This window comes from Chryseobacterium urinae, assembly GCF_030518295.1.
GTDB classification, from domain to species: domain Bacteria; phylum Bacteroidota; class Bacteroidia; order Flavobacteriales; family Weeksellaceae; genus Chryseobacterium; species Chryseobacterium mucoviscidosis.
The window spans coordinates 1-13,419 of record NZ_JAULSJ010000008.1; the positions used below are offsets into that span (position 1 = coordinate 1).

The following is a 13,419-nucleotide window of genomic DNA, read 5'->3' on the forward strand; positions in this document are numbered from 1 at the left end:
TGAATTTTTGATATGGTAACCTGAAAGAAATTATGGTAACCTAAAATTTTGCCTTAAAATTGAAAAATATTGAGATTTAAAAAACTTAGGATTTAAATAAGAATTGCTATAAACTCCCATGAATAAAGGAGAAGTAGTATAAAACAAAAAAATCTCCCTTAAAAAAGAGAGATTTCTGTGGGTCCTGAGGGATTCGAACCCCCGACCCTCTGGGTGTAAACCAGATGCTCTGAACCAACTGAGCTAAGAACCCGAATTTTTTTGAAAGGTTTCGTTTCCTTTTCTGTGGGTCCTGAGGGATTCGAACCCCCGACCCTCTGGGTGTAAACCAGATGCTCTGAACCAACTGAGCTAAGAACCCTCTTTATCGTTGTTTCCTCGATTAGAGTGGTGCAAATATACGACTTATTTAGAAATCTCCAAATTTTTTTCTAAAAATTCTCCCACTACAAAGTTGCTTCCGCCGATAAAAATCATTTCTTCATTTGTACATTGCTCTTTTGCAGAAAGATACGCCTGCTGTACAGAATCGAAAATTTTGTAAAAAATTTTCGCATCAACCAGTAAATTTTCATAATCTTCAGGGTGTCTTCCGCGATGGATGGCTGGTTTTGCAAAATAGTACTGAGAATTATCAGGTAAAATTTTCATGACTTCATCTATTTTTTTGTCATTCACGAAGCCTAAAATAATATGTTTGTGCTTATTGATGGAATTTAATTGTGAAAAAACATATTCCAGACCTGCCTGATTGTGCCCTGTGTCGCAAATCGTCAATGGATTTTCTGAAAACTGGAACCATCGACCGATAAATCCTGTGTTTTGATGAACATGAAGAAGTCCTTTTTTAATATTTTCATCGGAAATGTTGTAATTTAATTTTCTTAATTCATCAACTAAACATAAAACGACCTTAATGTTTTTCTCTTGATAATTTCCCTTTAAGTCAGATTTTAAATCTGTTTTTAGTAGAGTAGCATCAACAAAAGCTGCATTTTCTTTTTCCGCTTTATTTTTAATGATATTTTTTACTGCTTCATTTTCATCTCCGGAAATAACAGGAACTCTCGCTTTTACGATTCCTGCTTTTTCTCCTGCAATTTCTTCAATAGTGTCTCCCAGAATATTCTGATGATCTAGCTGTACATTCGTAATGGCTGAAACCAATGGCTTGATGATATTGGTAGAATCTAATCTTCCTCCAAGACCAACTTCAATAATTGCAATATCTACATCTTGCTGATAGAAATATTCAAAAGCCATAATGGTGGTAAATTCAAAAAAAGAAGGCTGAATATCTTCCGGAAGATTTTTCAGTTTCTGAATAAAATGATAAACAAATTCTTTATCACAATTATTACCATTTACCTTGATTCGTTCTGTAAAGTCGATCAGGTGAGGAGAGTTGTACAGTCCTGTTTTATATCCCGATTCCTGTAGCACTGAAGCCAGCATATTGCTGGAAGATCCTTTCCCATTGGTTCCGCCAATGTGGACGCATTTTATCTTTTCCTGAGGATTTCCGAAAAAATCGCAAAGTTTTATGATATTGTTCAATCCCGGCTTGTATGCTTTCTGCCCGTCTATCTGATAATTAGGAGCCTGTACGAACAACCATTCTACCGCTTCCTGATATTGTTCATTTGTCATAATGCAAAATTCTCAAAAGTTTTTTAAAAAGAAATATTAAAACTGTAACTTTTTTATATTTACTTCGTCTAATAGGGAAAAATATATAGAGTATGAAAAAGGTTTTGACTATTATTTTGGGATTATCTTGTCTGGCAGTCAATGCCCAGAAAAAATGGTCTTTGAGAGAATGTGTGGATTATGCAACCAAACATAATCTTCAGGTGATCCAAAATGAATATTCGAAACAGTCTCAGGATCTGAATCTGAAAATTGCAAAGAAAAACTATCTTCCGTCTGTTTCCGGTTCTGTGGGAAATACGGTGAGCTTCGGGCAGACTTCTTTCGGGACGGGAAGTTTAAGAAACGACAGATTCAGTAACAGCGCAAATCTTGGCGCAGATATTTTGGTGTATAATAACGGAAGGCTGGAAAAAACCATCAGAAAAACAGAATTCGATGTAGAAGCAAGTCAGTATGATATTGAAACCATTAAAAATGATATTTCTCTTCAGATTGCACAGCAGTATTTAACAACGTTACTGAATAAAGAAATTGTAAAAATTTCTCAGGCGGCTGTTGAAAATGCTCAGAAACAATATGACAGATCAAAAATTACTACAGAAATAGGCACAACGGCACAAACGGTTTTAGCGGAAGCAGAGGCAGGACTGGCAAGAGAAAAACAAAACCTGAAGACCGCTGAAATTAATGTGGGAAGAAGTTTATTTGCTTTAGCTCAGCTTTTACAGCTTCAGGAATATAAAGATTTTGATGTGGAAGATGTAAATGTTCCGGATCAGTTGGCTCCGCAGTTAAAATCTGTTGATGAGGTTTTAACAAAAGCTTACGAGACTCAGCCGCAGGTAAAAGCAGCGGAGAGCAGGATAAAAGCAGCGCAGGCGCAGACTGAAGTTTCCAAAACGGCTTTCTGGCCTACTGTTACGGCAAGTGCAGGAATCGGATCTTTCTACAATAACCTTTTAAATACAGATAATGTAGGTTCCGCTCTTTTCTATGTAAAAGAACAGGGATTCTTTTCTCAATATAAAGACAATTTCGGACAACAGGCGGCTCTTTCTGTCAATATTCCTATTTTCAATAAAGGAATTACAAAACTTCAGGTAGAACAGTCTAAACTGAATGAAAGTCTGGCTAAAGTAACTTTAGAACAGCAGAAACAGACCGTAAGACAGAATGTTCAGAAAGCGCAGTTTGATGCGGATGCCAATTATGAAATCTATCTTTCATCACTTCAGGCAGAGAAAAGCACAAAACTTGCATTGGAGTTTGCAGATAAAAGTTATGCAGCGGGAAGATCTACCATTTATGATGTAAATATTGCAAGAAATAATTACGCGAACGCACAGGGTTCTGTAGCACAGGCAAAATATAATTATGTTTTCAGTCTTAAATTGTTGAATTTCTATGCAGGAATTCCATTAAGTTTGTAAAATGTCTATTCAGTCATTAGAAAAATATTTACCGCAAAATACGCTTCAATATTTAAGAATCTGGTTTGCAGGCTATTATATTCATATAAAAGTTACACGCAACAGGAATTCCAAACTGGGAGATTATCGTAAACTTTCGGATCATTCTCATGAGATTACGATTAATTCAACATTGGTTCCGCAATTGTTTTTCTTCGTATTAACCCATGAATTGGCGCATCTTATCGCCTTTGAGAAGTATGGCAGAAGAATTTCTCCTCACGGAAACGAATGGAAACATACTTTCCGGCAGATGCTTTTGCAGAGTCTTGAGGTATATGAAGAAGATTTAAGACCGATCATTGTTAAATTTTCGAAATCTCCGAAAGCCAATTTCATGGCAAGTCCGGATCTTGTAAAATATTTTCATTCTGAAAAGCAGGACGATACGCTTGTTTTTATTGAAACGCTTCAGAAAGGAGACTTCTTTATCTACCGAAACGAAAAGTACCTTTTAGAAGGTCTAATTAAAAAAAACTATCTTTGTAAAAACTTGGCTACAGGAAGAAAGTATTCTTTCAAACCATTGGCAAGGGTAGAAAAATACACATAAGAATGTCAAAATCAAACAGATATTGCGTCATTATGGCAGGTGGAATCGGAAGCAGATTCTGGCCTATGAGTACGCAGAAATTTCCGAAACAGTTTCAGGATATTTTAGGAGTGGGACGCACTATGATTCAGCAGACCTATGACAGGATCAGCAGAATTATTCCTAACGAAAATATATTTGTGATTACGAATAAAGAGTATGTAGAGCTTTCGCATCAGCAGTTGCCGGAAGTTCCGCAGGAAAATATTGTAGGCGAACCTTTGCTTAAAAATACGGCTCCGTGTAATCTTTACATGGCGAATAAAATCGCTGAAACAGATCCGGATGCAACCATGATTGTACTTCCTGCAGATCATTTAATTTTAAAAGAAGAAACTTTTCTGGAAAAGGTAGAACTGGCTTTTGAAATTGCTGCAAAGAACGAATATCTGGTAACGTTGGGAATTACACCAACAAGACCAGATACAGGATATGGATACATTCAGTTTGTTGATAAGCATGATTCTGATTATTACAAAGTAAAAACCTTTACGGAAAAACCGATTCTTGAGATTGCCAAAAGCTTTCTGGAAAGCGGCGATTTCCTTTGGAATGCAGGAATTTTTATCTGGAACGTAAAAAGCATTCATCATGCCTTTGAAATGTATCTTCCAGAAATGACGCAGCATTTTATGGCTTGCGAATACAACGCAGACAGCGAAAAAAGCTGTATTGAACTGATCTATCCTAAAGTACAGAAAATATCCATTGATAACGGAATTTTAGAAAAAGCACAGAATGTTTATGTAATTCCCGCAGATTTAGGCTGGAGCGATCTGGGAACATGGACTTCCGTTTATGAAAATGCGGATAAAGACGAAAATCTGAATGCGGTAAAAACAAAACAGCCGATTCTTACCTACAACGCAAAAGGAAACGTAATCCGTATGAAGAATAACAATAAAGCAGTGGTTATCGACGGATTGGAAAATTACATCATTGTAGATACCGATAAAGCTCTTTTAATCTGCCCGAGAGATCACGATCAGCTCATAAAAGACTATGTTTTAGACCTTAAAAACCTGAAGAAAGGAGATAAATTCATGTAAAATAATTCCCTTTTTTCCTCGTTCTGTAATTATGATAAAATTGATAAGAAAATTCTGGGTATTCGGTTTTTTGTTTTTGGGAACATTTTCTTACGCGCAGGAAAAGAAGCATTTTTCGAATGTTTCCAGCATTTTACAGAACATCATTCCGAATGTTAAAGCCTCTTCCTGGCTGCTGATTCACAGCAGTTACGGGAAAGACCGTATTTTGAAACAGTCCGGAGCGGCGATAGATTATGTTTCACAAACTTCAGGATTCAATATCGGAATTGCGGAAGAAAATGAATTTTATTTCATCGTCTATGTATCCGGAGGAAAAACAGAATATGTTACCACTCTTGAAGGGCTTAAAAACTTTGTGGGAAAACCTGATGACATTCAGGATGCTGCCATTTCTGCAGCAACAGACGGTTATATTATCGATGAAGAATTCAGAGATATTGCGGCAAATTATTACGAAGATAAATCCAATTATTATCTGAATTTAGGAAAGCTGACTTCTACAGAATGTCCTTATCAGAAAAAACATTTTACTTTAACCATCAGTAAATCAACAGGAATAATTACGGAAGCGAAAGATAATGGTTCGTATATTGAGCTTTATAATAAAAAATGCACCAATAACCCAAGATTGCTGAAGATCGAGAAAAAAGAAGAACCGAAAGATGAGCCTAAAAAGAAACCCGCAAGATCCACCAAACGGAAATAAATTTTACGAAACAGAACGTCTGATTCTTCGTCCGATGGCTCTGGAAGACGCGGAATTTATTCTGGATCTTTACAACCGTCCGAAATTCATTCAGTTTATCGGGGATCGTAATCTGAAAACCCTTTCCGATGCGGAAGATTATATCAGAAACCGCTTTCTTCCTCAGATGGAACGGTTGGGTTACGGAAATTATTTAATGCTTACCAAAGAAGGAAGTCATAAAATCGGAGGAGTTGGAATTTTCGAAAGGGAAGGATTGGATGTTGTGGATATCGGCTTTTCGCTTTTAGATGAGTTTGAAGGAAAAGGGTACGCTTATGAAGCCGCTTTAAAGATAAAATCTGTCGGAATGGATGATTTCGGGTTGAAAAAGATTTCTGCCATTACAACAAAAGACAACTTTTCTTCTCAGAAATTAATTGAAAAGCTGGGGTTGAAATTCCAAAAATATGTCACCATTCCCAACGATCCGGAGGAACTGATGTATTACGAAACAGAGTAGGATATTATTTAAGAACTATTTGATTGTACGTTTATTAACCTAAAGCTTCGACAGGCTCAGCTTGACATCTCTAGAAATCAAGCGTTTAGTATTAGAGGTGTCACACTGAGCTTGTCGAAGTGTCTATTATAAAATGATTGATTTTCATATCAATGCATAGTAATAGGTTGTTTAACGGATATTCAATAAAAACTATTTCAAAATCTGTGCAGCGTGATCCTTCGTTTTTACCTTATCAATAACTTCTGTACAGATTCCGTTTTCATCAAAAACAAAAGTGGTTCTTACAATTCCCATGAATTCTTTTCCCATAAACTTTTTCAGCTGCCAAACGCCAAATTTTTCAATAATATCACGCGTTTCATCGGCAATGATATCAAAAGGAAATTCAAATTTTTCACTGAATTTTTTTTGACTTTTTACAGGATCTGCACTTACTCCCAACAATTCAAATCCCTGTTTCTTCAGTTCAGCGTAATTGTCTCTAAGATTACATGCTTCAGCAGTACAGCCGGGCGTGTTTGCTTTCGGATAGAAAAAGACAACAAGCTTTTTACCGATCAGATTTTCAGAATGTACCGTTTCACCATCCTGATTGGTTCCTTCAAATTGAGGTAATTTATCTCCGACTTTCAACATAATGATTTATTTTTGTTCAAATTTAATGCTTCCATGACAAAAAAGCAAAGAGCTGAACTCGTACAAACCGAATTAGAAAAACTATATCCTGAAGTTCCCATTCCACTGGATCATACCGATCCTTATACTTTAATGGTTGCCGTTGCACTTTCTGCACAGACGACCGATAAAAAGGTGAATCAGGTAACGCCTGAGCTTTTCGCGGTGGCAGGAACTCCACAGAGAATGGCAAAACTGGAGGAATATCAGATTAAAGAATTAATCAAAGAAATCGGACTTGCCAACACGAAAGCCAAAAACCTCAAAAGAATGGCAGAGCTGCTTCTGGAAAGACACAATGGAGTAGTACCGCAAACCTACGAAGAACTGGAAGCGCTTCCCGGAGTTGGACATAAAACCGCTTCTGTGGTGATGAGTCAGGGCTTTGGATTTCCTGCTTTTCCTGTAGATACCCACATTCACAGATTAATGACACAATGGAAGCTCACTTCCGGAAAAAACGTAGTAGAAACCGAAAAAGACGCCAAAAAACTCTGGAAAGAAGAAGTGTGGAACAAACTTCATCTTCAGATTATTTTCTACGGAAGAGAATATTCTCCCGCACGCGGAAACGGAGCCAAAGATTTCATCACCAAAATGCTGTTCGAAAAATAAACAATCTTTTCCGAAGCCTGAATTCCCCTCCTTTGGAGGGGTGGCGAAAATTCGGAAGAATTTTTGACGGGGTGGTTAAATAGATGAAGAAGCAAATCAATCCAACAATCTTCGGTGATAATTGATCTGTCCCAAATGATAACTCAGATGCCCGAAAAGATGGATCAGGAAATATTCCGTCGTCATTCCATAACCCAAAGGTTCAAGCGGATATTGCTTCTGGAGGTCTTCATCAGCCAGCCTATCAAGCGTAATCGTCACCGTTTCGATCGTCTTTTCAATCTGTTGAATCAATTCCATTCTCGGAATATCTTTTAATGAAAACTCAAGCTCCCTGTTTCTTACATAGCCGGAATTTCCCAAAACGGCTCCCACAAAGTGACTGAGATTTCCCACAATATGCAACGTTAAATTTCCTGCCGAATTTGCAATGGTTGCCTCTGTTTTCCAGAGATTTGTTTCATTCTGATAAGACTCAATTTGCTGTTTCAGTTTATTTAAATCTCTTAGGAATAAGGATGTTAGACTTGCTGTCATAGTTTTTTATTTAATTTTTGTTCTAAAATGTCCTCTGAAATTTTTAGTAACCAGAGAATCTAGCTTCGTTTCATAGTCGATAAACCCATAAATGCTGTCATTTTTTTGAAACGGGTACTTGTTAAGAACCAATTTCTGATACACCGGATAAGAATTGATAAATTTAATTTCGCCTTTTAATGTTTTTGGGTCAATATCTTGAATTAAAAACTGATCATTAAAAACCTTTATCAAAACTCCGTTTCCAAAATATCCGTTGTAATTGTTAAGCCAGATATTGATGGTGTCTCCTTTGTATTCAGTTTTGCATTTATAATCGCTGAACTGAAAAAATCTGTATTGCTTTCTTCGAGGATAGAAAATGCTTTCATAATAACCATCTTCTTGTACAATATGAGCGGTTCTTGTTAGACTTTCTACTTTTTCACTGTTAAATAATTTAAGCTCAGGATATTTTGATAGAATTTTGAATGTATCATTTTTACTTAAATTTTCATCAACAGTAATATTTTCAGGTTTTAAAATTTTCCTGTTTTCTTTTTTACAGCTTAAAAAACACAATCCCAAAATGGAAAAGCTTAAAAAAAGAAGTGTTTTTATCATAATCTGTTTTAAAACATAAAGCTAAACAAAAAAGCCACAAAAATTAATTTGTGACTTCAGTTTTTTAATGAGGAATTTCTTCTGTTAGGATTTCGTTTCCTGCTTTGTCGTAGTAAATGCAGGTAAATTGATCCAGATCTACAATCCATTTTTCAATTCCCGTTTCAGCGCAGTCTTCACAAAATTTCATATAATCCGTCTCTCCTCTCTGATGACTTTTTAACTGTTGAATAAATTTTTCTTTATCAGTCTGATCTTCAATAATTAGATTGGCATATTTAGGTTCGGATTTTGTGGTAAAATCATTTTCACCAAAATATTTGGTATGGCTGTCTTTTACCCATGTTTCAAACGATTTTACACCTAATTCTTTAATTTCTTTGATGTAATTCGGAAAATCTGTTCCTGTTTTTACTTTGCTGTGAGCAGATTCAATTTGTTCTACTGTAAACATTTTTTTTCGTTGTATTTTTTTAATTATTCAGCTTTAATTGCAAAAGCGCAAACTATAATTTTGTTTAAATTAATTTTAAATTTAACCGCAAAAGATACACAAGACTTTATCAGATTTATTTAAAGTATTTTAAAAGTCTGCAAGAGAAAATCTTTGATTTTTTACCTTATGTGATCTTTCTTTCCATTTAAGGATTAAACTTAAACAACTCACGTGTTAAAATCTTTTACATCTTTTGCGGTAAGAAAGTTTTTTGCGTTTTTAGTGATTCCTGCAAAATTTATTTCTGTTTTTTTGCCCAAAGTTCCATTTTTCTGTTCAGAACATCCAAAGGAAGGCAGCCCTGACTCAAAACTTCATCATGGAATTTGGCTAAACTAAATTTGCTGCCCAGTTCTTTCTGATATTTTTCTCTCAGCTCACGAATTCTCAATGAACCGATTTTATAGCCTAAAGCCTGTCCCGGCATCGCCATATATCGTTCCACTTCGGCGGTTGCTCCGGCTTCATCGTAAGAAATATTGCTCAGGAAATATTTTATTGCCTCTTCTCGTTTCATTTTTCCGGTGTGGAGACCCGTGTCTACAACCAGTCTTACCGCTCTCAGCATTTGGTCGCTCAGATAACCCATCTTCTGATAAGGATCTGTATACAAGCCGAATTCCGGTCCTAATGTTTCGCAATAATGCGCCCATCCTTCACCGTAAGCTCCGAACCATCCGAATCTCATAAATTTTGGCAGTTTGGTATTTTCCTGCTGTAAAGAAACCTGATAATGATGTCCCGGAATAGCCTCGTGTAAGAACAAAGATTCCATACCTGAAGTTACGTTGAATTTTGACGGATCTGGAAGCGGAGCGTAAAATATTCCCGGTCTTTTTCCGTCCGGAGTTCCCTGAATATATTCCGCACTTGCACTTGCTTCCCTGAATTTTTCAGTTTGTCTGATTTCAAATCCTGTTTTCGGTGTTACGGAAAACATGGTTTTCAGCTTTGGTGTAATTTTCGTTAAAATTCCGTTGAATGCCGCTAAAACTTCTTTTGAACTCGTGTAAGGCATTGCTTTCGGATCTGTTTTTACATAATTAATGAATTCTTCCAATGTGCCGGTAAATCCAACCTGCTGTTTAACCTTTTCCATTTCCGCACGAAGCATTGCCACCTGCTGAAGTCCGATTTTATTAATTTCTTCAGGCGTTTTATCGGTTGTCGTCCAGCTTTTTGCATAATACCTGTAAATTTCCTTTCCGTTTGGCAGGCTGTTGTAACCGTCTGTTTCCCTTGCTTTTGGTAGATATTCTTTTTCCAAAAAGTTGCCCATTTTAGTATAAGCAGGAATAATTTTCTGCACGATGGCGTCCTGATAAAGCTTTGAAAATTTTTCTTTCTGCTCGTTTGTGAAATTTTTCGGAAATTTTCTGATCGGTCCGTAGAAAATATTCTTATCAAAATCAGTCGTTATAATTTCTTCGGCTCTCATTTGAGGAATCATCTTTACCACCAGTTTTTTAGGCAAAACCATTTTATTATTAATTCCTTCGCGGAAATTATCGGTGGCGGCATTCATCCATTCCGGAAATTTTTCCATTCTTTTCAGCCAGTCAGAATAATCTTTTTCTGTTTTAAACGGCTGGCTTCCTTCTCCGCTTCCATACAATGGAAAGTTAAGCGGCAAACCTCCGAATTGCGTAAAAGGAATATATTCCGGATGATAATTGTAGTTTTCTATCTTATCTTTTAAAGTAAAATTCAGCACATCGTAAACTACTTTATCTTCGTCTGAAAGATTCTTATAATCCACATTCTCCAGTTGCTTTTCTACAGAACGGTAGAAAGCGACTTCTCCGGAGATAAAATCTTTATCGATGTTAATCGGAAGCTGATCGTTATAACGTAAATCTCCCTGTGAAGTTGCATCCAGAGGATATAATTTCAGATACTGTTCATAATAATTGGAAGCAATAGAATCCAGATTGGATGGTGTTACTTTCGTTAAAGGGGAATCGGATTTTTTGCATGATCCTAAACTGATCATTATGCCTAATCCTATAATACTTTTTGATATGATGTTTTTCATTCCGGAATCTTTAGAGAACAAAAATAAATATTATATCAATGTAAACTTCCGATCAACTACAATTAAGATGACAAAGAGGATATTATTTGTTATTTTATTCTCTTTAATGAAAATATTTACATTAAATCCAATTGTTTCTATGAAATGATATTGATAATTGTAAATTTTTAATTTAAAAACGTATGTGTTGGGTTAAAAATATATTTAATTGTTTTATTAATTAAAAAAAATGCGTTTATTTAAATTATGTGTAAAAAAAAATAATTATTTATGCTATATTTTTTGTGTTGTTAGTTTTTTTCTATATTAGCGATTAATTAAATAATAAGTAAAAGTATTGTGAATTATTTTAATTATTATTTAATTTAATATGAAAATCTAATTTAATTGATATGACTAAAAAACTACTTAACCTGGCAGTTGCTTTTTCAAGCATCTCTGCTTTTTATGCTCAAGTGGGTATAAATTCAACTTCTCCCAATACAACTTTTGAAATTGTTTCAAAAACCAGTGGAACAAAACCTGAAGGTATTTTAATTCCAAGATTAACAGGAGATCAGATTAAAAGCATGGAGCTTCTTCTGGGAAGTTCTCAAAATTCTATGATGATTTATGCGACGACTGCAGCCACTAGTCTTACCGGAAGTACAATAGATCTTACCGCTCCTGGATTTTATTATTATAATTCCGGATTAGCAAAATGGGTAGCTATTAATAATTTTGGAACGGCTGCGAAAACACCAATTTCAGGACTTATCGACGGAACGGCAAACAATTCGATCGACAGTAAAAACTTTGCGCAAAGTTGGGATTGGACTACTGCAAGTACGCAAACGCCACTCACTTTAAGAGCCAATGCTTTAACTACTGGAACTTTGCTGGATATTACTTCTACAAGTACAGCCTTAAATTCTACAAATGGATTGGTGAGAATCATCAACAATGCAGCGCCTTCTAATGCGACAGGTGTTTTTGCGAGGTTTCAGCCAAGTAATGTTGCAGCAAGTGGAATGTCTCTTCTTAATAATGGAAATTCAGGATTCGGAACAACAACTCCTTCTGCAAAAATTCACATTTTAGAATCAGGGACAACCAATCAACCCGGTGCAATCATAAGTCAGTCGAGTAGTGCTGCAGATACCGGAAGTTTATCCGCTACAGGATCTAAAGGATTATATATTGATATGGGTTCCACAACTTTGGATAGGGCGTTGGTGATTAATCAAAACGGAACGGCTACGAATTCAAGAGGCTTAAATATTACAATGGCTTCAGCAAATCCCGCAATAGGAGGTTTTATCAATCAGACGGGAACTGGAGAAGGCTTCAGAGTTCAGAATAGCAATACGGCAAATAATAATGCTGGTGTTTACATTTTGCATAGCGGAGCAGGAAGTGGGGTATATGCATCTGCAAATGCGGCTGGTGCAGATGCAACAACAGCATCTTCTACAAGAAGATCAATGATTTGGGGAGACAGAACAATAGGAAGTACTGCTGGAAGTAATTCCGGTAGCGGTTACTCCGGACCAAGTTCTTCGGCTACTACATTAGCACACACAACTCTTTACGGATCTATGGGAAATGCAGAGCCTACAGCGGCTAATGATGCTTATATTTTTGGTGTTTTAGGCGAGGTTCTTTCGGTAGGAGGCGCAGCGGCTGTTGACAGATCGGGTGGTGTTTTGGGAAATTCGCAGGTTGCAGGAATCTTCGGAGTCTTGGGATATCGAACTTCGGGATCGGCTAATGCAGGTGTATATGGAAATGCCGCGATGTCTACAGGAACAGGCAGATCTGCGTTGGGTTCTGAGGCAGCGGGCTTTGGAGTAATGGGAGTTGGAGATCTTATGGGAGCCGCTTTTAGAGGAAATGTTTACGGGGTTAACGCAAGTGGAAGCCGTTACGGAATGTATGTTGACGGTGCAACCTATACGAATAATGTAATTGCTAATGTAAGTGCCGTGGATGGAAGCGCAGAAAGGATTACAACGTATGTTCCTACGTCTACCACGGCAGATATTTATACACGGGGAACGGCAACTCTTGATGCAAACGGAAGGGTAAATGTTTCTTTTGACAGGAAATTCTCTGATCTTGTAGCGGAAAATTCTATTGTGGTAACTATTACCCCAATCGGGAAAGGCTCTCAGATCTATCTTGAGCAGGAGCCTACAAAAACAGGATTCAGTGCTAAAACGGATGATAGCAATGCTGTAAAATTCTCATACATTGCTGTAGGAACGAGAAAAGATCTTGAAAATGTTGCTGTTCCAAAAGAAATTCTTTCAAAGGATTATGACGAAAATATGACTGCCGTACTTCATAATGAAACAGATACTTCTTCCAAAGGAAAACCGGTTCACTGGAATGGTTCTGAACTGAAATTTCAAAAATCTGCAAATGCACCAAGCAATACAAGATTAAATACGGCTCAGCTTAAAGCCGAAAAAATTGAATAACTTATTTTAATAATTAAAT

13 protein-coding genes and 2 tRNA genes are annotated in these 13,419 nt (G+C 36.5%); 7 read left to right on the forward strand and 8 right to left on the reverse strand.

Going from position 1 to position 13,419, the window contains the following annotated elements:
• Positions 1-178: 178 nt before the first annotated feature.
• The 3 genes from QWT87_RS06450 to QWT87_RS06460 all read right to left on the reverse strand — a co-directional run bounded on the left by QWT87_RS06450 (position 179) and on the right by QWT87_RS06460 (position 1,650).
• Positions 179-253 (reverse strand) — tRNA-Val (locus tag QWT87_RS06450).
• Between the two features lie 33 nt (positions 254-286).
• Positions 287-361: transfer RNA gene (locus QWT87_RS06455), tRNA-Val, on the reverse strand.
• A gap of 44 nt (positions 362-405) precedes the next feature.
• Positions 406-1,650 (reverse strand): bifunctional folylpolyglutamate synthase/dihydrofolate synthase, encoded by a 1,245-nt coding sequence (locus QWT87_RS06460; RefSeq protein ID WP_302714929.1) that lies wholly within the window; start codon positions 1,648-1,650, stop codon positions 406-408.
• Between the two features lie 92 nt (positions 1,651-1,742).
• Here QWT87_RS06460 and QWT87_RS06465 point away from each other — a divergent pair, with 92 nt between their 5' ends.
• From QWT87_RS06465 to QWT87_RS06485, 5 genes are read left to right on the forward strand one after another with little or no spacing between them, the layout of a single operon-like run.
• Entirely contained in the window at positions 1,743-3,083 is a 1,341-nt protein-coding gene (locus QWT87_RS06465; protein WP_302714932.1) for a TolC family protein, read from the forward strand.
• A gap of 1 nt (position 3,084) precedes the next feature.
• Positions 3,085-3,675 carry a SprT-like domain-containing protein gene (locus QWT87_RS06470; RefSeq protein ID WP_302714934.1) on the forward strand — a complete coding sequence of 197 codons (591 nt, stop codon included), beginning with the start codon at positions 3,085-3,087 and terminating at the stop codon, positions 3,673-3,675.
• Between the two features lie 2 nt (positions 3,676-3,677).
• Complete coding sequence (locus QWT87_RS06475) at positions 3,678-4,763, forward strand: mannose-1-phosphate guanylyltransferase (RefSeq protein ID WP_273076759.1); 1,086 nt, start codon at positions 3,678-3,680, stop codon at positions 4,761-4,763.
• A gap of 31 nt (positions 4,764-4,794) precedes the next feature.
• Positions 4,795-5,472, forward strand: coding sequence for a hypothetical protein (locus QWT87_RS06480; RefSeq protein ID WP_302714937.1), 678 nt, complete (start codon positions 4,795-4,797; stop codon positions 5,470-5,472).
• On the forward strand, positions 5,429-5,974 hold the full coding sequence (locus QWT87_RS06485; RefSeq protein ID WP_302714939.1) for a GNAT family N-acetyltransferase: 546 nt from the start codon (positions 5,429-5,431) through the stop codon (positions 5,972-5,974). Before QWT87_RS06480 ends, QWT87_RS06485 begins: the two co-directional genes overlap by 44 nt.
• 192 nt (positions 5,975-6,166) lie before the next feature.
• On the opposite strand, the gene bcp is transcribed toward QWT87_RS06485, so the two are convergent.
• The gene (gene bcp / locus QWT87_RS06490) at positions 6,167-6,613 is read right to left on the reverse strand and encodes a thioredoxin-dependent thiol peroxidase (RefSeq protein WP_235132156.1); all 447 of its coding nucleotides are present in this window, start codon (positions 6,611-6,613) and stop codon (positions 6,167-6,169) included.
• Between the two features lie 33 nt (positions 6,614-6,646).
• On the opposite strand from bcp, the gene QWT87_RS06495 reads away from it, so the two are divergent.
• The gene (locus tag QWT87_RS06495; protein ID WP_076394093.1) at positions 6,647-7,267 is read left to right on the forward strand and encodes an endonuclease III domain-containing protein; all 621 of its coding nucleotides are present in this window, start codon (positions 6,647-6,649) and stop codon (positions 7,265-7,267) included.
• Between the two features lie 96 nt (positions 7,268-7,363).
• Here the strand turns inward: QWT87_RS06495 and QWT87_RS06500 are convergent, their stop codons facing one another.
• The 4 genes from QWT87_RS06500 to QWT87_RS06515 form a co-directional block, all read right to left on the reverse strand.
• Positions 7,364-7,804: a DinB family protein gene (locus QWT87_RS06500; RefSeq protein WP_288459365.1), complete on the reverse strand. Its 441-nt coding sequence runs from the start codon at positions 7,802-7,804 to the stop codon at positions 7,364-7,366.
• A 6-nt stretch (positions 7,805-7,810) separates the two neighbouring features.
• Positions 7,811-8,407 carry a hypothetical protein gene (locus QWT87_RS06505; protein WP_302714951.1) on the reverse strand — a complete coding sequence of 199 codons (597 nt, stop codon included), beginning with the start codon at positions 8,405-8,407 and terminating at the stop codon, positions 7,811-7,813.
• A gap of 64 nt (positions 8,408-8,471) precedes the next feature.
• Positions 8,472-8,861, reverse strand: a complete 390-nt coding sequence (locus tag QWT87_RS06510; RefSeq protein ID WP_302714953.1) for a DUF1398 domain-containing protein — start codon at positions 8,859-8,861, stop codon at positions 8,472-8,474.
• Between the two features lie 280 nt (positions 8,862-9,141).
• Entirely contained in the window at positions 9,142-10,938 is a 1,797-nt protein-coding gene (locus QWT87_RS06515) for a DUF885 domain-containing protein (RefSeq protein ID WP_302714955.1), read from the reverse strand.
• Positions 10,939-11,330: 392 nt separating this feature from the next.
• On the opposite strand from QWT87_RS06515, the gene QWT87_RS06520 reads away from it, so the two are divergent.
• The gene (locus QWT87_RS06520; RefSeq protein WP_302714957.1) at positions 11,331-13,400 is read left to right on the forward strand and encodes an autotransporter outer membrane beta-barrel domain-containing protein; all 2,070 of its coding nucleotides are present in this window, start codon (positions 11,331-11,333) and stop codon (positions 13,398-13,400) included.
• The last annotated feature ends 19 nt before the right edge of the window (positions 13,401-13,419 follow it).